The organism is Legionella yabuuchiae, from assembly GCF_900640115.1.
Lineage (GTDB): Bacteria > Pseudomonadota > Gammaproteobacteria > Legionellales > Legionellaceae > Legionella_A > Legionella_A yabuuchiae.
On the sequence record NZ_CAAAIW010000011.1, the window covers coordinates 42,431 to 65,983 of the forward strand.

Genomic DNA, 23,553 nt, shown 5'->3' on the forward strand with positions numbered 1-23,553 from the left:
TTGGCTTGCGTTGACAAGACATTATTAGGATAATCGCCCCAATACGATCAAAACATCAGGTAAACCATGGAACAACTTGGACTATTCATTATTAATCATTGGGCTTTATGGTCTGCTTTAGTCATTATTTTGATCTTGATTTTTATTAATGAATTGATTAGTCAAAAAAGTCGCGCTAAAGAACTAACGCCTGCAGGAGCGGTGGATCTCATTAACCATCAAGATGCCGTTGTGGTGGATACACGTGATGCTGAATCGTTTAAAGCGGGGCATATTATTAATGCTCTCCGTGCTAATCCCGAGGATTTTGATAAAGAACGATTTAAAAAGTTCAAACAAAAGCCCATCATTTTAGTTTGCGCTCGAGGTTTGCAATCTCCGGCTTTAGCCACTAAATTACGGGAACAAGGCTATGAGCACGTTACGGTTTTATCGGGCGGAATGTCTGCCTGGGTTGCCGCTAATTTGCCTGTGGTTAAAGGCAAATAACTCCTCAAGAAAATAAAACAAGGATAATAATACTATGAACGACCAACAAGCGAACAATCAACAACAAAACCAAGAAGCGCAATTCATGATTCAACGTATTTACGTTAAAGACTTGTCGTTTGAAACCACCAATACTCCTCAGATTTTCCAACAAAAATGGCAGCCTGAGCTTTCATTAGATTTAAACACTCAGCACATCAAGTTAGAAGACAACGCGTATGAAGTCACCTTAACCGTTACCGCCACCGTTAAAAATCAGGATACCACCGCGTTCTTAGTTGAAGTGACCCAAGCCGGTATTTTTACCATTCAAGGCGCTCCAGCGGAACAACTGGATCACTTACTAGGGAGCTTCTGTCCTAATATTCTGTTCCCTTATGCACGTGAAGCCATCACGGCTGAAGTGATTCGTGGCAGTTTCCCTCAATTAGTTCTCGCGCCAATTAATTTTGATGCGTTGTACATGCAACAACAAGAAGAGAAACAAAAAGCAGCTCAAGAAAAATCGGAAGAAAAAACACATTAATGGTGAGAAATGTCTTCAAGGGAATCGAAGAGCATGAAACAAACAACGGTCGCCATATTGGGGGCAGGATCTTGGGGAACCGCTGTAGCAATTCACTTAGCGCACAGCGGCCATCGCGTTCTGCTTTGGGGTCATAATCCTAATACCATTGCAGAGATAGAACAGCATCGTTGCAATGTTCGCTATCTTCCAGGGATTATCTTTCCTGAATCGTTGAGGGTTACCGCAAACCTTGAAGAGGCCGTTCAAAGCTGTGATGAACTCATAGTTGCGGTACCCTCACATGCGTTCGCTGACTTACTGGCAACACTTCCTAAACCCACATCCGGACTGGCATGGTTAACAAAAGGCGTTGATCCCAAGACACATGAGTTATTAAGCGAACTGGTTCGCAAGAAATGGGACGATTGCCCAATAGCCGCTATATCGGGCCCTTCATTTGCGAAAGAGGTGGCTAAATTACTACCTACGGCGCTTGTTGTAGCAGGAAATCATAGCGCTTATGTTAAACGCATGTGCAACTTGCTTCACCATCGTAACATTCGAGTTTACCAAAGCGAAGACATGGTTGGCGTTCAAGTTTGTGGCGCGGTTAAAAATGTCTTAGCCATTGCCTGTGGCATCAGCGATGGCTTAAATTATGGCGCTAATGCCAAAGCCGCACTCATCACACGCGGGTTGGCAGAAATGAGTCGCTTGGGGATAAGCCTTGGCGCAAATCCAGAAACCTTTATGGGGCTTGCGGGCGTAGGCGATCTTGTGCTGACGTGTACGGATGATCAATCTCGTAATCGCCGCTTTGGCTTGCAATTAGGCCAAGGAGCCGATTTAAAAGAGGCTGAAGCCGCCATTGGTCAAGTGGTTGAAGGAAAGCACAATGCCGCGCAAGTCATTGAGCTGGCAAAAGCGCATCACATTGAAATGCCCATTTGTCATGAGGTCAATGACATTATCCAAGGTCGCACCAGCGCTGAAAACGCCGTACAACAGTTAATGAACCGACCACCCAAAGCTGAATAATTTTTAGGGTTACGTATGAACATCGACTAAAATCACGTCGCTTTTGGTGATGGTCTGGTTTAAAAACAATTCGCCGACTTGTTGAAAGCGTTTAATGGAGTCCGTGACCAAATACTGGGTTAAGCCTGCTTTATCGCTAGAATTTAAGAGATTTTTTTCTGCCAGTAATTGGGTTAAGGCTTCTGCTGTTGATTCGGCCGAATCAACGATCTCAACTTGTGGAGGGAGCATCGCTCGTAATAAGGGCTTAAACACCGGAAAATGAGTGCATCCCAATAAGATCGTATCTTCGTCCTTAAAACCATCGAGGTAGTGATTTAACACCGACTGAGCAATTGCGTTATCCACCATGCCTTCTTCCGCTAAAGCCACAAGTAGACTACAAGCGCGACTTTGAATTAAGGCCTGAGGGAGCTGTTCGACAATCAAGTTATGATAAGCCTTGGCTGCAATGGTTGTTTCAGTAGCAAGCACCCCAATGCGATGATTTTTAGTGGCGCGAATTGCCGCCGCAGCACCTGGCGATACCACCCCAAGCACGGGCATATCAGGCAAAATACTCTGCAAATGGGTTAACGCGGCCGTAGTCGCCGTATTGCAAGCGATCACCAACGCTTTAATCCCCTGCTCTACCAGGACCTTTGCCATCTGCACGGCGTATTGCTGCACGGTGGCAGGGCTTTTGGTTCCATAAGGTAACCGCGCGGTATCACCTAAGTAAATAAAGGATTCTTGCGGTAACGTTTGTCGTAACGCACGAAGAACGGTTAGGCCTCCCATACCGGAGTCAAATACCCCGATTGCCGATTGTTTTTGTTCCATAATGGCCTTTATTATTAGTTATTTTATAAACCTTCCACTGGGAGTATAAGAAACATTTACTTCTTCTTCATTTTCGATGCCTAAACCAGCTTCTTGTTCTGCTTTACTCGGCTTTAATTCCTGCATTTTTGCTTTAAATTTATCATGTGCAGACGCTAATTTTTGAAATTCAGAATCAATCTCAGTAGCTTGCAAGTGTTTGACAAGATTTTTCTGGATAAATTCCTCTCTTTCTTTAGAGTTAGTCACAGGTTTTACTCCAGGAACACGGAGATTAATTAAATCAGTTCTGTCACCAAATACTATGAGAAGCGCAGCATATACCTTTTTGACCATCTTAGGATCTTTCCCACTAATGGTAACAGGAATCTTTTTTCCTGTTTCACGGTTCGCTAATAACATACTAACTTGTTTGAGTGCGACCCTGGCTTGATGAGCATTGGATAAACCGGGGTCAGAATAATCCGAAACATAACCATGACCTTGTTTTAACACGCCATATTTAGGAACTTCCTTTCGCATCCATCCACTAGTTTCTTTGAATATTATCATAGAGCGAATCACTTCATTAGACTCTAAGCGCTTACCACGAAAGGTAGCCTGCTTCGCGCCAAATGTTACAGACGAGACTGGATCTCTATAAAGTTGATCCTCCGAAACTCGTTTAGGATAAAAATTAATAAATTCTTTTTCTTTTACCACTTCATTCATAAAACCCAGCGCATCTTTTCCGTCAGTATTTCCTGCTTCCATAATAATGTTGGCCCAGCGCTTTGTGTCTGCCGCACCCTGTGTCTCATCATCCGCATACATGTCTACCGCCGGAGCTTTACTTTGTTTTTTTTGTAGCGCCTCTACAACATTTTTTTGAATTAATGGTAAAAGTATACCCGTTTTGAAGTAGCCTTTCTTTTTTAAGCTCAAAGTATTTTTCAAGATTTCTTCGAGATTCATGTTCGCATCTTTTAACTTCTGAGATAATGGCTGAAAAGCCAACGTTGCTTGTAGCTCCTTGTTACTATCGGAAGGAATGATAAAATCAAGACGGTCTTTGAGTGATTGAAGACTTTCGGTAGTTAATTGTCCTAAAGCTGTTTTGAGTTCGATTTCAACTACAATTTCTTTAGCCTCTTTTTCTAAAAAGAGGGCGTCTATACCGATTTGGTTTTTTTGATAATGACTGATTACTTTAGCACCAAATTTTTCTTGATGCGCAATAAGCCAATTTAACATGCCATCAGACGTTAGTTGAGAAAATTCATATACTTCTCCTGGTTTTAATTCTTGCAGCCCTAGTCTAAAGCGTCTTCGAACACAATCACCTCGAAAACGAGCCAAATCTTCATCATCAAGCATGCCTTTTAATGTGGGATCAATATCATCAATATGTTGTTGAACAATAGTTTTGAAGGCTTGTAGATCTGTTGTCTCCAAACCGTTCTCTGCAGCGATTATAGCATCCAAAGCTTCTTTGTACTTGCGTCGCGCCTCATCCGAGGAAAACACTTTAATTAAAGGTTCGCCTTTACGATATGATTTATATTGATCTGACATATGAATACTCAACTGAAATAATTTAAATTAATTATAGTTAAAAAAGATTAACAAATTATTAAATTCATGTGGCCTTAATGAAACGCAGTGTAATCGAGTGTTCAACGCTTCATAAGAGCTACGACTTTACACCAAAAGAAAACGGAAGTTTTTTTGGATTTCGTTTAAGTCGAATTTGTTTAAATATAATGAAAAGCTCATCCAGGCGCTTAGAGCGGCTAAGTCTCGAAATTGTGGTGGGAGGTATAACGGATCCTCCAATAACCCATGATCTTTTAATTCGCTAAGCAGCGGTAAATCATCGAGCACAAGCTTTCCTAGGAACAATAACGGAATGGTTTCAATGCGATGTTGGCTGATGGCAAAGCGGATAAAGTTATAGATGAGCACAAACCCTTTCGCATAGGATAAATCCTTGGTGAATGGGCCGCCTGTGGGTGTGCTGCCACGGAAAATTCTGACCGTTTGGTTGTAACTGTCGTCTTCTTCAAAGCCGCATTCTAGAAAATAATGATATATATCTAAAAAATTAGCGCCATGAGTGACTTTATCTAGAGCGATGACACGATTTGTAATTTTCCTTAACCGTCCAGGATAAGAAGAAAAGGTAATAATCTCCGTCAACACCGCCAAACCCTCTTGAATCACACTGCAAGAAGGAGAACCTTTAGAAAGAAAAAAACAAAAAGGCTGCGTAGCGCCGTTTAAAGTAGTTCCTACATGCACCCAACCCTCATGGACTTCTAAATATTTTAAATCTCGTTCGCTGAACATGACTTGCTGGTTCAACTTAATATTATCGGCTCCTGCGGAAGCATCAGCCACCATGTCATCGCTGACCGTGACGGTCATTTTATCGCCGTGTTCACTAAAAAAAGCGCTGAGTCGTGGTTGTAGAATGGCTTGTGCTTCCACGGCTGTATATCGTTTTTCATCGGCTTCGGATTGTAATTTCACATCCAGTGTGGTTAAAACGTCAAACAGCAAAGAACCTAGCTCAGAAAGCCGTGGCCCATCGACGTAAAACGCATCCGCGGGACTGCCGTATAATTCCATAGCCACTTCGCAAAACGTGGGGGTTCCTCGCGCTTGCAGCATTTGTATGGCGCGAATGTACTCATCGCATTGACGTTTAATTAAACGCGTGACTGGAGAATATTGGCCAAGTTGATTTTGCGCATCTCGTAAGATTCCGCGAAATTCATCTTGTTTTTCGTCTGGATTATAAGGAAGTGCGTGTTTTTGATAATACGTTTCATCTACAGCGGGAAGTTTTTTGCCCTTGTGCTTAAAAAAATCGCGCCGGATGGTTTCATCCCACTTAATGGCATCAAGAATGCGAATGTTGCTTTGCGCTTCTACAATGCGTCGCGAAAGTTCTTGGATCACGGCATATTCAGTTTCAAGCTCTGCCATCTTCTCCCTCATCATTGTGGCGGCTGAATGGTAACCCTAGGATCCTGAGGCTTCGGCGGCAAAACATAAAAACCGCTGATGTTAGACCCCGTTAATGGTGGGGGGATAACCAGATCAGGTCCATTATGGCTTTGTAAATATTGTTGATTGCCATTACTGTTATAATAGGACGCGCAGGAAGAAATTAACAGCAACGTTAAAAGTAAGATTATAATTTTTCGCACAAATTACCTCGATAATTCTATGATTGCAAGCGTTGGCGATCTGCCCTCACCTTAGCCCTATCCAGCAATGGGAGATAGGATTTTCTGGCATTTATGCCAGTTGTAATGCTTTTAAGGTCGTTTCCAATGTTTGATGATGTTCTTTGGATAATTGGGTTAAAGGAAGGCGAATCTCATCCCTTATCAAATCCATTTTATTTAAAGCCCATTTCGTGGGAATTGGATTTGACTCTAAAAATAATTGCTCATGCAAGGGCATTAATTGTTCGTTAATTCGTAAACATTCGGCCTGATTACCATCTAGTGCGGCGTCACACAATTTCGCCATTAACTTGGGGGCAACGTTTGCCGTGACCGAAATCACGCCTTTTGCGCCGGAAAGTAACCATTGAGCCGCGGTGGGATCGTCCCCACTATAGACGTCTAGTCGACCTTCACATCCGGCTAAAATTTCTTTTAAACGCTCTAGCGTGCCTGTGGCTTCTTTAATGCCGATAATGTTTGAAATCTCTGATAATCGCACCACTGTTTCTGGCAAAAGATCACAACTCGTTCGTCCCGGTACATTGTATAAAATAATCGGTAATGCGGCTTGCTCGGCGATGTGCTGATAATGTTGATAAAGCCCTTCTTGCGTAGGTTTGATGTAAGCAGGAGTCATAATTAATGCCGCATCTACTCCAAGCTCCATCGCATCAATCGTCAACTCGAGGCAAGCTTTTGTGGCATTCATCGCAGTGCCTGCAATAACCGGGATACGTTCCTTAGCTTGCTCGACCACGGTTCTTATAACAAGGAGTTTTTCATCATGATTAAGTGTTCCAGACTCTCCTGTGGTTCCTGCAGCGACTATAGCGTGAGTGCCAGCATCAATGTGAAACTCGACCAGTTCACGCAAGGTATCCACATCCACTTGATCGTCCTTAAACGGTGTAACGAGCGCCACCATGCTGCCTTTAAACATAAGCTCCTCATGTCTTTGAAGATTATTTGTGACAATACTAATCCCAGATTAGGCGTTTAACAAGTCAAATAAGCTAGATAACAGCGATTCCCGGTGATTTTTGTACAACACATCAAAAACCCCTCTCCCCACACTGCTTGCGGGGAGAGGGGATTTTTGGGTGTTCAAAAATCACCGGGAATCGCTGGCTAAATAAAAAGATTGCTTTTTTATTTCAAAAAAACCTTAGTGATCATATTTTCTTCTAGTTTTCCATTTTTTGTACTAGTATGTGTTATGAAAGGATTAAATTTAACTCAAGAGGATTGAGCTATGAAAAAAATAATTTTATCAACAACGTTATGTGGATGTCTATTAGGACTAGGGGCGTGTACCCCAACTCAAGTAGGAACAACGACCGGTGCTGCAGCAGGGGCTGGTATTGGCTATGCTGTTTCAGATGGTAGTGCCTTAGGAACGGTCGTTGGGGCTGGTGCCGGTGCTCTTATCGGACAACAAATTGGTCAATCTCAAGAGCGTCGATACTACTATTACAACGGCCGATATTATTATCGCTAGTCATTACGGGCGCCACCTGCGCCCGATTTAAAACTTATCAAATTCATCTTTCTCAATGGTTAAATCCGTATCGGTATCCCCCCCACCTTCTTCAGATAGGCGAATTTTAAGTCGCACGTTATTTTTGGAATCGGCGTAGCGAATCGCATTTTCCTGAGAAATTTTACCCGCTTTATACAAGTCAAATAACGCTTGATCGAAGGTCTGCATCCCCTGTTCACGTCCTTTTTCCATGGCTTCTTTGATTTCTTCAATTTTTCCTTTTTCGATTAAATCTGAAATATAAGGCGAATTCAGCAAGATTTCGACGGCAGGTACACGTTTCTCATCGATCCCAGGGATTAAACGAAGTGAAATAATCGCGCGCAAATTTAATGCCAAATCCAATAAAAGCTGTTTTTTAGCGTCTTCAGGGAAAAAGTTGATGATGCGATCCATGGTTTGATTCGCATTATTCGCGTGTAAGGTGGATAGGCAAAGATGCCCAGTTTCTGAATAAGCAATGGCATGCTTCATGGTATCGCGGTCGCGAATTTCTCCGATTAATATTGCATCGGGAGCTTCGCGCATGGCGTTTTTTAACGCATTGTCGTAACTGTGCGTATCAATACCGACTTCACGCTGGTCGACTACGGATTGCTTATGATCATGAATGTATTCGATTGGGTCTTCAATCGTCAGAATATGTCCGCATTGATTCTCATTGCGGTAATCAATCATCGCCGCCAAGGTTGTGGATTTACCTGAGCCCGTTGCACCTACCACCAAAACTAAACCGCGTTGTTCCATAACGATCGAGCTTAAGATCGGGGGTAGATTGAGTTCTTCAAGTGAAGGGATCGTCCCTTTTAAATATCGAATCACTATCCCAACATCGCCTTTTTGTCGAAAAAGATTGACGCGATAACGCCCAACATTCTCAACCGAAAGTGCAATGTTTAACTCCATCTCAGCGCTAAATTCTTTTTCTTGCGCATCGGTTAGCATCGATTGTGCGATTTCTGTTAGTTGCTCAGATTTTAAGGGGGCTTTACCGACGGCTGAAGTTACTCCCTCAATTTTAATATGTGGGGGCGTGCCCACACTAAAATACAAATCAGAAGCGCCGCGATCGGCCATAAGTTTTAAAAACGGAATAATATCCATTGTGTTTATCCATTTATTTTTTCTTACGTTTAAGTGTAGATAATTCAAAACGCTACAGCAATTTTTCGACTTTTTTACAAAAAAAATACTTAGAATAGACACAAAACAAGCACTAATGGTCTAAAATAATACATTATGGAACAACAACAGGTGATTGAACGTGTACGTTGTCTCTTAATTTAATCACGGATGCTTACGGATGATGCTGTAAGACACAAGGAGGTGTCGTAAATTAGGAGACAGCTACACGCTCAATCACCTGTTGTGCACTAACGCGATAAGAAGAACATAAGGACTAACTATGACGGAACAAAAAGATGAAGCGTTAACCATCAACCATCCTCGACTTCTCTCTGCAATCTATTTTGCCCTTTTGGCTGTGATTGCCAATATTGTCGTTGATTCCATTCTATACTCCGTCGGGGTACAACAATTATTACACTTTTTCCAGGCTCTTATCCTAGCTGCGGTGATTGCCGCAGTATTCGGAGCGCTATTCGGAAAACGGATTATTCATTGCCCTAAACCCTATAAGAAAAAAGTATTTCTATATGGATTTTTAATGGTGGTGTCCGCCCTTCCCGTTCATACCCTTGGATTTTTATACTTCTTTTCAGGGACTCAGCCCCATTTGTTCGATGATGCAAGTTTGATAAATTTAATTGAAATGTATTTTTTGGTACTCTTTTATAGTTTTATCCTGATTGGTTTTTGGCTAGCATTATTAGGGGGAGCGGCTGCCATTTATTTAAGAGGACGATTGGCTTATCATATGTTAGATGCGCTTTACGTCACCCGAAAGCCAACGCACGATAAAGAAAAAGTGGTTAAACCCAAAACGGCTAAATACGGTCAAGCGACAATAACAACCAACCACCATAATTCGAATCATCCTAGAAAAAGCAGTTGAGCTCATAGCGAGCAAGTTAAGAGTGCTGAAGATGTTGGATTTTTTTAATATTTTTTGTGAATGCAGTAGTCTCCACTAAGATGGGCAAAAAATATTAAAAAAATCCAACAGGCTCAGCGCTATACCCGTGATCGTTCAAAAATGCTAATTTTTGGGCGATAGAACAAATTAGTATTTTGAAAGATTAACTTGTGTAGTAGAGCTTAACTGCTATTTCTAGGATCATACATGACCATAAGAAAACTATCAGAACAACCCTTGCTGCATGATCTTATGCGGCAAGGTGCAGTCATTATTACTCCGAATAACCGCTTAAGTAATCAATTGCTTGGCGACTATAGTGCACAAACCGGTCATACGGTTACGGATAAGCCTCTATGTCTTCCTTATCAATCGTTTTTACACCATCTCTATAAGCAGATTATTCACGCCAGGCCCTTTATAGAACATCCGATTGTCTTAAATGCGATTCAAGAATATTACTTATGGTATGGGTTATTGAAACAAGAGATTGATCCTTTGCCAGAAGGCTTATTGCAAGAAGTTCAAAGCGCCTGGACGACCTGTCGTCAATGGCAAATCGAACTTGACCATCCCGATTTTTTACAAACACCGCAAACACAGCAGTTTCAACGCTGGCAACACCATTATCAAGACCAATTAACGACACACCACGCCATCACCCAAGATCAACTGGTCGATTATATATTGCGCTATTTAGAAGCCATTCAAGACATAATACTGGTTTGGGTCTGTTTCAATGATTACACTCCGCAGCAAGAAGCGTTACAACAAGGGTTTAGTGCAAGATCTTGTGCACAATATCAATTTGAACGTCCCAATGAGTCAGAACATTCCTATTATTATTCCGCCATAGATGAACAAGATGAATACCAGCAGATGTTGGCTTGGTTAACCTCCAGGGTATGCGCAGGCGACCAGCGCATTGGTGTCGTCGTTCCCGAACTGCAAACCAAATCCAAGCGTCTTAAACGTCTAATTCAACGTCAGATTCCCGATGTGCCCTTTAATATTTCCTTAGGCGAGCCATTAACGCAGCATCCTTTAATTTCGCATGCTTTGCTTTGGATTCATCTAGACCAAACCTTTATTAACAACGAAACCGCGCGATTAGTGCTGCTTTCACCTTACTTGGGCGGATCCAAACGTGAGTTTTTAAAACGTTCTGAATGCGTCCAAAACAATAAATTTCTGAAAGAAAGCGTCCTTTCTTTTGATGTTTTTATAAAAGCATTGCAAAACGATTTACCCCTATTAACGGAAATTTTAACTAATCTGAAGCCCTATCCCAGCATTGCTGCTCCAAGCGAATGGGTGGGTTATTTTAAACAACGGCTAATAGGACTTGGCTTTCCTGGAGAATATTCGCTTAATTCCGCCTGTTATCAATACTTACAGAGGCTAGAAGGAGTATTTGAAGAATTTTTGCAGTTAACCACGGTGGCAGAGAATTTATCAAAAGCCGAAGCCTTAGGCTGTTTGACGCGCTTGGCCAAAACCACCATTTTTCAAATTAAACAACCTTCTTCTTCCGTTCAAGTGCTGGGCTTATTAGAAGCCACGGGTTGTCGCTTTGATAGCGTGTGGGTCTGTGGAATGAACGACCAAACCTTGCCGCAAAAAACATCATTATCGGCGTTTATCCCCATTGAAATGCAACGTCGTGTTATGATGCCAAAATCACTTCCTGAAAAAGAATTAAAGCTCGCACACTCAACTATGACACAATTACAAAACGCTTCTAAACAGAGCGTTTTTAGTTACGCGTGTTTGTTGGGCGATACACCCGCTCTACCTAGCCCTTTAATTAGCGAACTTCCATTGTATGCTTCTTTGCCAATCGTTCATGAGATAACTTCAAAACTCATAAGACGAGAAGAGACTTATTCTATTCCCCTGCTACCAAACGAACCCTTTTCGGGGGGCACTTCTTTATTAGGCAACCAAGCCAAATGCCCTTTTAAAGCGTTTGCAACGCATCGATTGCATGCCAAAGCTCTGCAAAGCATCACTGCAGGACCCGATGCCAGTGAACGAGGTCAAATGCTTCATAAAATTATGGAAAAAATTTGGCAGCAATTAGGCGATCAAAAAACGCTCTTAACCCTATCGGCTGAAGATCTTAATCATAAAATAGAACAAATCATTCAAGAAACGGTGGGACGCTACACCGATTTTCGCATGCTTTCATTTCCTTCTTTAATGAAACAAATTGAGTATAGCCGCTTAAAGACATTAGTGCAGACGTGTTTAGAGTGGGAAAAACAACGCTGCGCTTTTTCTGTATTAGCCATCGAACAAACCCATACCATTGAGCTTGCTGGCATCCCTTTAACGTTACGCGTGGACCGCTTAGACCAGGTTGGTCCTCATACGTGGGTCATTGACTATAAAACGACTCTCCCTGCGAATAAGCCTTGGAATTCCTCGCGCCCAGAAGAGCCGCAAATGCTGTTGTATGCGCTTTTAGATGAAACCATTAATGCATTGCTGTTTTTACAATTAAAAGCTGGTAAATTAGCCCTCAGCGGCCTTAGCGCTGAAGATACGGACCTAAATGGAATCAAATCACTAAAAAAAGAAGAAGATTGGAGTGAATTGCGACACACCTGGCGTGAACAGCTTAGTCTCTTAGCGGAAGAATTCCGCCAAGGCTATTGTCCACCAAAGCCAAATCGGATAAGCCTATGCCAGCAATGTGATTTTCCAAACTTATGCAGAATGGAATTAAACCTATGAATATCTTAATCTCTGGTGGTACAGGGTTAATCGGAACAGAACTCGTCAACTCGTTATTACCTACTCATTCGATCACGGTGTTAAGTCGTGAAACAGATCACGTAACCGAAACGTTCGGACAACGGGTGACTCCTTGCACTTGGGATAAACTTGCCACGTTAGATGCGCTTTCCTTTGATGCCGTCATTAACCTGGCGGGGCATAATATCGCCGACTCGCGTTGGACTGAAAAAACGAAACAATTGATTATTGACTCACGAGTCAACACCAATACCTTATTAATCAACTGGCTTATTGAATCTCAAGCAAAACCCCACTTTTACTCTGCCAACGCCGTTGGCATCTATGGGACTCAAAAAAATGACGACCCCAAAGCTTTTGATGAAGATTCACCAATTTCCTTCGATGAACCAATCGATTTTTTAAGTGAAGTGGGAATTTTATGGCAACAATCCCTTGAGCCTGCGATCCAATACGGCATGCCAGTCACCATTACTCGCTTTGGAGTCGTTCTAAAACGAGGCGATGGTATGCTCGGAAAACTAGCGCCCACCTTTAAATTAGGCTTAGGAAGCGTCATTGGAGATGGTAGACAAGTCCTCTCCTGGGTGCATATTGATGATGTCATTCGGGGGTATCATTTTTTATTAAATAGCCCAAATCTATTAGGCGCGTTTAATTTAACGTCTCCTAATCCTATTTCTCAAAAAGAATTTGCTAAAACCTTTGCAGACGTTTTACATCGTCCGTTGTTTTTAAAAACCCCAAGCTTTGTCATTCGAATGCTGTTTGGGGAAATGGGTGAATATTTAATTAACCGCGGGCAGCGCGTCCTGCCCAAACGCTTGTTGGATGCTGGATTTGAGTTTAAATACCCGACGATACAGCGCGCATTAGAAGAGGAATACGCTCGCTAGAAGATTCCTTCTACAGATCTGATTTCTCTTACCTGGCCCGAGACTATAAATCGGTCAAGTAGATAGGCTACCTACCGAATAAAAAACCACTAAACTATTACGTGCCCGTGCTCGATACTAATGGTGCCCTTGTGCCCCCTGCCCTTGCCCATTTTTAATGGCAGAACCTCAGTACTTTATTCATCCAAGGTCTGTTGTTTTTTTTGTTAGTCTGGTATGATGCTTATTTTTGCACAAAGATTTAATTATGCCCAACCTATCTCTTGTTGAGTTGTTTCAAGACTCTGGCGATGCTCCAAAAATAATTCGCACCGAACCAGGCTCTAGACCACTTCGCAAAGACGCGCGCCTAACAATATATCCGATGGCACAACTTCATCTGTTACTTGCAGAACTTAAGGAAAAACCATTAAGTGATTTTGAGGATGAGGATGATTATAAAATTCGATATTTGCTCGATGAAGAGTATGCGTTATGGTTTGGCCTTGAAGGCTTTCCTGGAGCGCGTATCCCGGCGCATTATCAACTGACGGGTAAAACACGCGACGAAGCCACCTGCCTTGCTGCGGGAAACATTCAGTTTTCCAGTGATTTTAAAACCATTGTCGCAATTAATAATAAAAGCGGCGATTTTCGCCCAAGCTTTGAATCCATTAAATGGGGCTTGGCCGTTTTGATTCACAATCGTGAACAGATATCCGATGTGGTTCAATTTTCAGATACGCTCTGCATTGAGTCTTCCGTGCCGTTTCGCCAAAATCGCTATACCATGTCTGAGCTGGTTGAATGGGTAAGCACTTCATTTTCTTCTAAAGAACTCGAAGCGTTTTCAGCACAACCGACTGCGGAAAAAGAATGCGTCTATGGAGCCCCTCATCGTCCCCAACGCGAAGAGGAACATGATAGACCACGTAAAACTATAAAACTGGATTTATTCACCCGAGATCCAAGTTTAGCTAGACCTTCCAGTGTTGGAATGTTTACGTTACCACCACTTAGACAGCCAGAAGGAGATAATCCTTCCCTATCTTTACCTCCCTCCCCCATGAGTAGTTTAAAATAATAAACTATGCGGTAACTGCTCTCTCCCTGCCAACTTCCTGCGGCTTGTGACTGGGGAAGTCGGGGAGATGAGGTAGACGAGCAGTTACACTATGCGCTTGAAATATCAAACGTCATAACCTTTGATATTGAAGATTCCTTAAGCAATAACGCCAATAATCTGTCTATCCCTAACGCCACACCACTGCAGGCTGGCAGGCCAGATTCTAACGCATCTAAAAGGCAAGGATCAGGGGTTGGCATGGCTAGTCCTAGTGCTTTTCGCTTGATTCTGTCTTCCTCAAAGCGTAATCGCTGCGACTCAGGATCCACAAGTTCATGAAACCCATTGGCAAGCTCCACCCCTTTAAAATAAATTTCAAAACGCTCGGCAACGCCCTGATTGACTTTTGCTAATGCCGCTTGAGACGCAGGGAAATCATAGAGCGCAATAGGACTGTTAAACTGAGCAAGATAAGGTTCAACGCGATGGCTCATGAGTAAAAATAAAAATTGATCGCGTTCCATTTCATCAGAGTCTAAAACCGTATCTAAGTCTTGTTGAATTAAATAATTTCGAAAGTCGCAAATACTAGATTCGAAGGGATCTAAGCCACACGCATGCTGAAAGGCATCGCGATAAGTCATTTTTTGCAACGGTTCTGCATGTAAGAGTGTTTGTAAAAACGCATCCATTTCGTCCATAAGACCGTGGTGATCAACGCCAAGCTGATACCATTCCAGTAAGGTAAACTCTGGATTATGCCAACGTCCGAGTTCATCATCACGAAACACACGAGCCAATTGAAAAATTGGACCACTTCCAGCAGCAAGCAATCGCTTCATATGATATTCAGGGGACGTCTGAAAAAAATAAGGCGTTCCACGAAAATGAGCTTGAATATTGCTCAAGTACACATCCGTGACCCCATAACGCCCCATGGCGGGGGTTTCAACCTCAAGATATCCCCGTTTCGTAAAAAAATCGCGGATGTCAGCCATCATTTGAGCGCGTTTTCGTAGGGTCTCCATGGTGGCAGAAGGTTGCCAAGCGGGTGCGTTGTGGTTCATAGGGATTGGCGTTACACTAAATTTAATAAAACATGCCTAGTTCTAGTCGTGCGGCTTCGCTCATACGCTCTTGTGTCCAAGGCGGGTCCCAGACTAACTCTACAGTGCAATCATTGACGTCTTCAACTTGATTCACGGCTTGTTCAACCGTTCCAGGAAAGGTTTGAGCAACAGGGCATCCCGGAGACGTTAACGTCATGTTGATCTGAACATGGTGTTCATCATCGATGTTCACGTCATAGATTAACCCTAAGTCATAGATGTTAACGGGGATTTCAGGATCGAAGACCGTTTTGAGCGCGGCAATGACCGCAGCTTCAAGCGTTGCTTTTTTATCCTGCTTTTTTTTAAATCCTAACATGACTTACTCCGTTGAAACCGTACTATGTTCATGCTTTAAAGCGCTTTCAAGCGTATGCCAAGCGAGCGTTGCGCACTTCACCCGTGCAGGAAAGGTACGCACACCAGCCATGACGGCTAATTTATCCAACGTTTCTGGAGAGGGATCGTCTTCGACCGTCAACATATGGTGAAAGCGTTTAAATAATTCATGGGCCTCTGCGACCGTTTTACCACAAAGCACCTCCGTCATTAACGAAGCGGAGGCTTGGGAAATGGCGCATCCACAACCTAAAAAACTAATATCAGTAATTACTTGGTTTTCAAGATGGAGATAAACGGTCAGTTTATCGCCACAAAGTGGATTATACCCTTTAGCCTGACAGGTTGGGTTCTCCATTTCATGGTGATTTCTTGGGTTACGGTTATGATCAATGATGATCTCTTGATACAGTTCGCGTAAATCCATTAGCCAAATACCTCTTTAACTCGATGCAATGCCTTCACACATTGATCAATCTCATGCTCGGTGTTGTAAAAAGACATTGAAATGCGGGTGGTCGCTGGAACGTCATAAAACTCCATCAAAGGCATAGCGCAATGATGCCCACTACGAATGGCAATGCCTTCACTATCCATAATGGTCCCAATATCGTGCGAATGAATTGTACCATGCACGAAAGAAACAATAGGAACCTTATCGCTAGCGGTGCCTATAAGGTTAAAGCCTTTAACGGAGCGAATCGCATCAGTTGCGTAATCCAACAATTTCTTTTCATAAGCCACCACAGCGTCCATGTCTAGCGACCATAAATAATCTATCGCCGCTCCCAAGCCAATAGCTCCCGCAATGTTTGGGGTACCTGCTTCAAATTTATACGGCAAAGGGGCATAATCCGTAGACGCAAACGTCACGTAATTAATCATTTCACCACCCCCTTGGTAAGGAGCCATGTCATTTAATAAGTGTTCCTTTGCCCAGAGCACCCCGATGCCCGTTGGGCCATACATTTTATGGCCAGAAAAAGCATAAAAATCACAGTCCAACGCTTGAACATCCACTGGAAGATGGGCTGTAGCCTGCGCACCATCTAAAAGCACAAGCGCTCCATGAGCATGCGCCATTTCAATCATTTGCTTAATGGGGTTGATGGTACCCAACGCGTTTGAGGCATAATTAATGGCAACAAACTTGGTGTTGGCGGATAATTTTTTTTCAAACTCATCCAGCAATAGTTCGCCATCCAGGGAAATGGGAGCCACCTGTAATAGCGCGCCGGTTTTTTTACACACCATTTGCCAGGGAACAATATTAGAATGATGCTCCATGTAAGTGATTAAAATTTCTTCGCCCGGCTCGATTCGTGGCGCGACAAAACTTTGCGCGACCATATTAATGGCTTCGGTGGTGCCGCGAACAAATACGCATTCATGCGCATGCTTTGCTCCGATGAATCGTTTAATTTTATCGCGTGCGGCTTCAAATTTTTGCGTAGCACGAACGCTCAAAGCATGTACGCTGCGATGCACATTGGAATTATCGTATGTGTAAAAATCAGAGATGGCATCGATCACTGCTTTGGGTTTTTGAGTCGTTGCTGCGTTATCAAGATAAATTAATGGATTGCCATTAATCTCTTGATTCAACGCTGGGAAATCTCGTCTGATTTCTTCCACTGTTAGTTTTGTCATGGTTTCATCCCAGATGCCGTGTTAAACGTTTTTTCATCCACTCAGCCAATTTCGGCTGATCTACCAATTGTAGATTTTCTGCCGCAAACGCATGAACTAAGTAGCGGCTAGCTTCACTGCGCTCAATACCGCGAGTGGCTAGATAAAATAGAGCGTCTTCATCCAATTGCCCAACGGTCGCACCATGAGTACACACCACGTCATCGGCAAAAATTTCCAGTTGAGGTTTAGTATCCACTTCTGCGTTTGCTGACAATAAAATATTTTTATTTTGCTGCTTAGCAACCGTATGTTGTGCGTCTTTGGCGACCTTAACTTTACCGTTAAACACAGCACGAGCGCGGCCTGATAAAATTCCTTTATAATCTTGCTCACTTTGACAGTCCGAAACATTGTGTTCAACGAGGGTGTGATGATCAATATGCTGACCTTCGCCTGGTGCATAAATACCATTCATTAAGCAACGCGCTTTAGAAGCATTCAAACGTACCGTTACATCGCTTCGAACGAGCTTTCCGCCAACGCTAAACGAGTGGCTATCCACTCGACTATGCGCACTCTGTAACACCGCTAAATGGCCAATATGATACGCCATCTTACTCTCACGCTGAATTTTATAATGCTTCACGTGCGCGTGTTGAGATGCAAAAATTTCAGTCATGGTGTTAGTAAAGTAGCTAGTCTCATCCGATCCTTGATAATCTTCAATGAGACTAATTCGACTTCCTGATTCAGCAACGACAAGATGACGAAGATAAACGGCTTGTTGTTCTTCTTGTTGAACATGGGTCAATAAGAGCGTTTGTTCAACCTCAACGCCTTTTGGAAGATAAATGAATAAGCCGCTTTGCATGATGGCAGTATTAAGCGCTTGAAACGCATGATCGTGCGGTAAAATTTGTCCCAAATATGGTTCAACCTTATCCTGGTGCTCATGTAATGCCTGTGCCAAGGGCTTAATGATCACCCCTGTTGGAAGCTTAGCTTGCAAGGCCTCAAGACCTAATAGCTCACCGTCGACAATAGCCACGCTTAGTTCTGCTGGAATATCTTGTTCAATTGACTTTGCAGACAACTTTGGGGATTTAGAGACCTTAAATTCCTGCGTTAAAAACGAATCTAGACCCGTATATTTCCACTCCTCATGATGGCGCATTGGAAATCCCATGCGCGCAAACTCAGCCAGGGCATTGGCCTGCAAAGTGGCAAGCCAGGGAATGGTCGATCGTTTTGACTTGGCCTGCTGCTGATAGAACTCTAACTGTTCGCTCATGCCTGCTCCGTCTCCTCAAGCCAGCTATAGCCTTTATCTTCTAGCTCCAAGGCCAAAGATTTATCCCCTGATTTAATAATTCGGCCATTGGCTAAAACATGAATGTAATCTGGCTCAATATAATTTAAGAGTCGTTGATAATGAGTCACTAGAATAATGGCGCGATCTTTACCGCGCATAGCGTTTACACCTTCTGAGATAATTCGTAACGCATCAATATCAAGACCTGAATCGGTTTCATCAAGCACCGCAAGCTTTGGTTCTAAGGCGGCCATTTGCAATATTTCATTCCGCTTTTTTTCGCCGCCTGAAAACCCTTCGTTGATGCTGCGGTATAAAAAGCTTTCATCCATATCCAACAATTGACACTTAGCCCGGATATAGCTTAAAAACTCAATCGCATCCATTGGCTTTTTGCCTTGCCCTTTACGAACGGCATTAACCGATGCTTTTAAGAAATTAATATTGGTAACCCCAGGAATTTCGACGGGGTATTGAAACGACATAAAAATCCCAGCCTGGGCGCGCAGAGCGGGATCTAAAGGCAATAGATCTTTACCTTGATAGATTATTTCCCCACTTTGCACTTCATAAGCCGGATGACCAGCCAATACTTTAGACAAAGTGCTTTTACCAGAGCCATTAGGTCCCATAATGGCATGCACTTCTCCAGCCTCAACTTCAAGATTAATTCCCTTTAAAATTGGCTGTTCATTTATCGCTACGTTTAACTGCTTAATTGATAACATTACCCTACTGCCCCTTCCAAACTAATACCTAATAATTTCGTGGCTTCCACCGCAAATTCCATCGGTAATTCTTTTAACACTTGCTTACAAAAACCATTGACGATCATAGATACCGCATCTTCGGTATCAATTCCGCGCTGTTGGCAATAAAACAGCTGATCTTCACTAATTTTTGAGGTAGTGGCTTCATGCTCAACTTGAGCGGTGGGATGTTTAACTTCAATATACGGAAACGTGTGTGCAGAACATTCACTACCCATCAGCATTGAATCGCACTGTGTGTAGTTACGAGCATTGGTTGCCGTGGGTGCTATGCGAACCAAACCGCGATAAGCGTTATGAGAACGACCCGCGCTAATGCCTTTTGAAATAATGGTTGAGCGGGTATTCTTACCGATGTGAATCATTTTAGTACCCGTATCGGCCTGCTGAAAATTGTTAGTCACCGCAACGGAATAAAACTCACCGACCGATTCATCGCCTTGCAAGATAACACTTGGGTATTTCCAAGTAATAGCAGAACCCGTTTCGATTTGAGTCCAGGATATTTTGGAACGTTTGCCGCGACAAGCGCCACGTTTTGTAACAAAGTTATAAATTCCGCCTTTGCCTTCTTTATCGCCAGGATACCAATTTTGTACCGTAGAATATTTAATCTGTGCGCCATCAAGCGCGACTAGCTCAACGACCGCTGCATGAAGTTGATTTTCATCACGCATAGGAGCGGTACACCCCTCAAGGTAAGAGACGTAACTGTCGCAATCGGCAACAATTAAGGTGCGTTCAAATTGGCCCGTCGATGCCGCATTGATGCGAAAATAAGTGGATAACTCCATTGGGCATCGCACCCCTTTGGGGATATAGACAAAAGAACCATCACTAAACACCGCTGAGTTTAAAGCCGCATAAAAGTTATCACGATAAGAAACCACGGAGCCTAAGTACTGCCGAACCAAATCGGGATGGGTTTTCACCGCTTCAGAAAGTGGAGAAAAAATCACACCCTTCTCAGCCAATTTCTCCTTAAACGTCGTTGCGACTGAGACACTGTCAAACACCGCATCCACCGCAACCCCTGCTAACATTTCCTGCTCACGCAAAGGAATGCCTAATTTTTCATAGGTGCGTAGTAATTCTGGATCAACTTCATCTAGGCTCTTAGGGCCATCCGTTTTACTTTTAGGTGCTGAATAATAGGAAATAGCCTGATAATCCACAGGCGGATAGTGAACACTAGACCACTTCGGATGTTTCATCGTTTTCCAGTGTTGAAATGCTTTCAGTCGCCATTCCAACAAAAACTCTGGCTCACCTTTAATTGCTGAAATACGACGGATAACGTCCTCATCCAAGCCAGGGGGAAACGTTTCGACATCAATATCGGTTACAAACCCATGTTGATATTCCCGTTCCAGCAGAGAATTGATTTGCGCGTTATTTTTAGCCACTTGTAACTCCAGTGCTTAGCCGTTTGATAGGGTCCACGTTGACGGATTTCAAACCAGGCCTTGCTAAATCTTCAAGGCTGACGCTTTCTAAGGCAGATTCAATTGCATGGCCGATTAATCGCCAGTTGCTTTGAACATGGCATACGCCTTGCAGCGAACATTCATTCGGCTCCGTGCTGCATTCCGTTAGACCACGATGTTCTTCCAGGGCATAAATAATTTCAGCCACAGAAATATCTGCTGCAGATCGCTGTAAGCGATACCCTCCGGCAACGCCGCGATTGGATGTTAATAATCCAGCCGCGGTCAAACGTTTTAGTAATTTACTGACCGTAGGAACTGTTAAATGGGTATGGGCAGCTATATCTCGCGCATTACAAACGTGGTCTACGCGTTTGGCAAGATACACCATGACGACTGTTCCATAATCGGCTAATTTGCTGATGCGAAGCATACCACCCCTACTTAAAACAATCTAGTACCAATTAAGTCTTAATTTATATATTTATAATATAGTACCTAATTGGTTCTATTTAAAGTAAACTGCTAATGATACCTGAATAAGATCATCATGACTAGTTTTTGTACCCAAGGATCTCTGTAAATGACAAAAAACCTGTCATGTACAGAGCCCAAGGATCGAAGGGCATATTTTGTCCATAATGGGCGGTTGACAATCATGCACAGATCCTTATAATGCGAGATCTTGACATAAGTGGATTTTGTATGACTAACTTTCCGATCTTAACGCGAACTTTATTTGCCATTTTGTTATCGGCCTTCATTCACGTCAATGTTCACGCCGAGCCAGCTAATCTTCATCTCTTAATGCATGAAGTCAAAGCCTATCATGATAATGGCGATTACGATAATGAAGTTATTGGCGTTGTAGAACAAGCTCGGGAATATATCAACAAGCGCGCCGAACTTAACGCCAAAACGCATCATCCACAAAAGTTGGCTCTAGTTCTTGATATTGATGAAACCAGTTTAACCAATTATGACAAGATGGCTGCTCGTCATTTCATCGCTACAAAAGTTCAATTACATCGTGAAATTATGGCCGCTGATGCTCCCGCGATTAAGCCCATCCTGTCGTTGTATCATGATGCTTTAAAACACGATATTAAAGTGTTTTTTGTGACTGGGCGCAAAGAATCGGAACGCAATGCTACGAGTAAGAATTTAAAGCGTGCTGGATTTAACACTTGGTCTGGTTTATATCTTAAGCCAGATAATTATTCACGACCTTCTATTATCCCTTTCAAATCTAAAGCCCGTGAAGCCATTGAGCGCAAAGGATATACCATTATCGCGTCGATTGGTGATCAAATCAGTGACTTAAAAGGCGGCTTTGCCGAAAAAACGTTTAAACTCCCTAACCCTTATTACCATTTGCCTTAACGTTGGACTTTGGTCTTTTTTAAAAATGAGCCTGAAAGTGTCGTCTTTGCGAACAAAGTGAAGCGATCCAGAACGATTTTTTAATAAGCGTACTGAACTGGATTGCTTCGCTAGCGCTCGCAAGGACGCCTTGTTAAACAATTTTGTAACAATGGCCAATGTCCAGTTAACGGTAAATTCCTTGTTCTTAACGGTTGTTGGTGGAGATCAACCACCGTTTTCATTGTGCATTTCATTTATTCAGCTACACTCTCAGTAGCGTTTTAAACGAGTATAGTTGAAGTCTCTTTAATTAAACCAATACAGAACAGGAAGTTATTTTATGAAACGAGCACTCATAACTGGGGCCAATCGTGGCATAGGCTTTGCTTTTGTCAAAGCATTATCTGACTGTGGATTTACAGTATTTGCGACGTGTCGAAATCCCGATGAAGCCAAATCATTACAAGAGCTTAGCCAATCTCATGAACAGGTTAGCATCAAAACCTTAGATATTACTGATGACAATAATATTCAAAGACTTGCTGATGAATTAAGCGACACCCCTATAGACTGGTTAATTAACAACGCTGGTATTAGTGGTGAGCAAGGGGTTACTGTTGGCAATATTGAGCGGGACAACTTTTTAAACGTCTTTGAAGTCAATTGCCTCAGCGCGCTTAAAGTTTCTGAAGCGTTTTTGCCACAAGTGTCCAAAAGTCAAGATAAATTAATCGTCTGTATCAGTTCTCGCATGGGAAGCATTAGCGATAACGAGCGGGGGCGAAGCTACGCTTACCGCACCAGCAAAGCGGCCCTAAATTGCGCAATGCGATCCTTTGCCATTGATGTTGCAAAAGACAATATCAATGTCATGTTATTACACCCAGGATGGGTAAAAACTGACATGGGCGGGGAAAAAGGTGCGCTTGAGCCAGAAGAAAGTGTTAGAAGAATGTTGTCTATAATCGAACAACATAAAAACAACAGTCACGCCGACGTCTTGTGGAGCCATGAGGGAACAATTATAGAATGGTAATGGCTTGGGGGGTATCGCGGAAATTCGGGAGGCGACGTCTATACCCATTCCACCGGAAGATACTGAATTTTTCAGGTGGAATGGGTATATTTGGGTTAAATGACAGAAACGGGCAAATGCGAATCGCAGTCAATCTAATGAGAACAATTTTAGGTAATTAGGCAGATTCTATAGATAGGCATCTACCCAATTAATTTTATTGATTAAAAGAA

General features: G+C 42.8%; 23 protein-coding genes. 10 read left to right on the top strand and 13 right to left on the bottom strand.

Annotated elements, in window-relative coordinates:
* Positions 1-66: 66 nt before the first annotated feature.
* From E1O47_RS05735 to E1O47_RS05745, 3 genes are read left to right on the top strand one after another with little or no spacing between them, the layout of a single operon-like run.
* Positions 67-489, top strand: coding sequence for a rhodanese-like domain-containing protein (locus tag E1O47_RS05735; protein WP_133130313.1), 423 nt, complete (start codon positions 67-69; stop codon positions 487-489).
* 34 nt (positions 490-523) lie between these two features.
* Positions 524-1,015, top strand: coding sequence for a protein-export chaperone SecB (gene secB / locus E1O47_RS05740; protein WP_133130314.1), 492 nt, complete (start codon positions 524-526; stop codon positions 1,013-1,015).
* A gap of 33 nt (positions 1,016-1,048) precedes the next feature.
* Positions 1,049-2,035 (top strand): NAD(P)H-dependent glycerol-3-phosphate dehydrogenase, encoded by a 987-nt coding sequence (locus tag E1O47_RS05745; protein ID WP_133130315.1) that lies wholly within the window; start codon positions 1,049-1,051, stop codon positions 2,033-2,035.
* Positions 2,036-2,044: 9 nt separating this feature from the next.
* On the opposite strand, the gene murI is transcribed toward E1O47_RS05745, so the two are convergent.
* From murI to dapA, 4 genes are all read right to left on the bottom strand, one after another.
* Positions 2,045-2,857: a glutamate racemase gene (gene murI / locus E1O47_RS05750; RefSeq protein ID WP_133130316.1), complete on the bottom strand. Its 813-nt coding sequence runs from the start codon at positions 2,855-2,857 to the stop codon at positions 2,045-2,047.
* Positions 2,858-2,875: 18 nt separating this feature from the next.
* Positions 2,876-4,411 carry a hypothetical protein gene (locus E1O47_RS05755; protein WP_133130317.1) on the bottom strand — a complete coding sequence of 512 codons (1,536 nt, stop codon included), beginning with the start codon at positions 4,409-4,411 and terminating at the stop codon, positions 2,876-2,878.
* A gap of 126 nt (positions 4,412-4,537) precedes the next feature.
* Positions 4,538-5,827, bottom strand: a complete 1,290-nt coding sequence (locus E1O47_RS05760; protein WP_133130318.1) for a flavohemoglobin expression-modulating QEGLA motif protein — start codon at positions 5,825-5,827, stop codon at positions 4,538-4,540.
* Positions 5,828-6,142: 315 nt separating this feature from the next.
* Positions 6,143-7,015, bottom strand: coding sequence for a 4-hydroxy-tetrahydrodipicolinate synthase (dapA, locus tag E1O47_RS05770; protein WP_133130320.1), 873 nt, complete (start codon positions 7,013-7,015; stop codon positions 6,143-6,145).
* Positions 7,016-7,327: 312 nt separating this feature from the next.
* Between dapA and E1O47_RS05775 the strand changes: the two genes are divergently transcribed.
* Positions 7,328-7,573, top strand: coding sequence for a glycine zipper domain-containing protein (locus E1O47_RS05775; RefSeq protein ID WP_133130321.1), 246 nt, complete (start codon positions 7,328-7,330; stop codon positions 7,571-7,573).
* Between the two features lie 27 nt (positions 7,574-7,600).
* Here E1O47_RS05775 and E1O47_RS05780 read toward each other — a convergent pair whose 3' ends face one another.
* Positions 7,601-8,719: a PilT/PilU family type 4a pilus ATPase gene (locus E1O47_RS05780; protein WP_133130322.1), complete on the bottom strand. Its 1,119-nt coding sequence runs from the start codon at positions 8,717-8,719 to the stop codon at positions 7,601-7,603.
* A gap of 301 nt (positions 8,720-9,020) precedes the next feature.
* On the opposite strand from E1O47_RS05780, the gene E1O47_RS05785 reads away from it, so the two are divergent.
* The 4 genes from E1O47_RS05785 to E1O47_RS05800 all read left to right on the top strand — a co-directional run bounded on the left by E1O47_RS05785 (position 9,021) and on the right by E1O47_RS05800 (position 14,369).
* A complete protein-coding gene (locus E1O47_RS05785) occupies positions 9,021-9,629 on the top strand; it encodes a hypothetical protein (RefSeq protein ID WP_133130323.1) in 609 nt (202 codons plus the stop codon).
* 228 nt (positions 9,630-9,857) lie between these two features.
* The gene (locus tag E1O47_RS05790; RefSeq protein WP_133130324.1) at positions 9,858-12,389 is read left to right on the top strand and encodes a PD-(D/E)XK nuclease family protein; all 2,532 of its coding nucleotides are present in this window, start codon (positions 9,858-9,860) and stop codon (positions 12,387-12,389) included.
* A complete protein-coding gene (locus E1O47_RS05795; protein WP_133130325.1) occupies positions 12,386-13,306 on the top strand; it encodes a TIGR01777 family oxidoreductase in 921 nt (306 codons plus the stop codon). Before E1O47_RS05790 ends, E1O47_RS05795 begins: the two co-directional genes overlap by 4 nt.
* Before the next feature lie 247 nt (positions 13,307-13,553).
* Positions 13,554-14,369, top strand: coding sequence for a hypothetical protein (locus E1O47_RS05800; RefSeq protein ID WP_133130326.1), 816 nt, complete (start codon positions 13,554-13,556; stop codon positions 14,367-14,369).
* Positions 14,370-14,458: 89 nt separating this feature from the next.
* Here E1O47_RS05800 and epmA read toward each other — a convergent pair whose 3' ends face one another.
* Genes epmA through E1O47_RS05840 form a run of 8 tightly spaced genes read right to left on the bottom strand, consistent with a single transcriptional unit; the run spans position 14,459 to position 21,373 of the window.
* Positions 14,459-15,418, bottom strand: a complete 960-nt coding sequence (epmA, locus tag E1O47_RS05805; protein WP_133130327.1) for an elongation factor P--(R)-beta-lysine ligase — start codon at positions 15,416-15,418, stop codon at positions 14,459-14,461.
* A 22-nt stretch (positions 15,419-15,440) separates the two neighbouring features.
* Entirely contained in the window at positions 15,441-15,779 is a 339-nt protein-coding gene (locus E1O47_RS05810) for an SUF system Fe-S cluster assembly protein (RefSeq protein ID WP_133130328.1), read from the bottom strand.
* A gap of 3 nt (positions 15,780-15,782) precedes the next feature.
* A complete protein-coding gene (gene sufU, locus E1O47_RS05815; RefSeq protein ID WP_133130329.1) occupies positions 15,783-16,226 on the bottom strand; it encodes a Fe-S cluster assembly sulfur transfer protein SufU in 444 nt (147 codons plus the stop codon).
* A complete protein-coding gene (locus E1O47_RS05820) occupies positions 16,226-17,449 on the bottom strand; it encodes a cysteine desulfurase (protein WP_133130330.1) in 1,224 nt (407 codons plus the stop codon). The genes sufU and E1O47_RS05820 overlap by 1 nt, the downstream gene beginning before the upstream one ends.
* A gap of 4 nt (positions 17,450-17,453) precedes the next feature.
* Positions 17,454-18,722 (bottom strand): Fe-S cluster assembly protein SufD, encoded by a 1,269-nt coding sequence (gene sufD, locus E1O47_RS05825; protein WP_133130331.1) that lies wholly within the window; start codon positions 18,720-18,722, stop codon positions 17,454-17,456.
* Positions 18,719-19,471 (bottom strand): Fe-S cluster assembly ATPase SufC, encoded by a 753-nt coding sequence (sufC, locus tag E1O47_RS05830; protein WP_133130332.1) that lies wholly within the window; start codon positions 19,469-19,471, stop codon positions 18,719-18,721. Before sufC ends, sufD begins: the two co-directional genes overlap by 4 nt.
* Positions 19,471-20,919, bottom strand: a complete 1,449-nt coding sequence (gene sufB / locus E1O47_RS05835) for a Fe-S cluster assembly protein SufB (RefSeq protein ID WP_133130333.1) — start codon at positions 20,917-20,919, stop codon at positions 19,471-19,473. Before sufB ends, sufC begins: the two co-directional genes overlap by 1 nt.
* Complete coding sequence (locus E1O47_RS05840) at positions 20,912-21,373, bottom strand: SUF system Fe-S cluster assembly regulator (protein ID WP_133130334.1); 462 nt, start codon at positions 21,371-21,373, stop codon at positions 20,912-20,914. The genes sufB and E1O47_RS05840 overlap by 8 nt, the downstream gene beginning before the upstream one ends.
* 272 nt (positions 21,374-21,645) lie before the next feature.
* Between E1O47_RS05840 and E1O47_RS05845 the strand changes: the two genes are divergently transcribed.
* Both E1O47_RS05845 and E1O47_RS05850 read left to right on the top strand, forming a co-directional pair.
* On the top strand, positions 21,646-22,323 hold the full coding sequence (locus E1O47_RS05845; RefSeq protein ID WP_133130335.1) for an HAD family acid phosphatase: 678 nt from the start codon (positions 21,646-21,648) through the stop codon (positions 22,321-22,323).
* 322 nt (positions 22,324-22,645) lie between these two features.
* Entirely contained in the window at positions 22,646-23,341 is a 696-nt protein-coding gene (locus E1O47_RS05850; RefSeq protein WP_133130336.1) for an SDR family oxidoreductase, read from the top strand.
* The last annotated feature ends 212 nt before the right edge of the window (positions 23,342-23,553 follow it).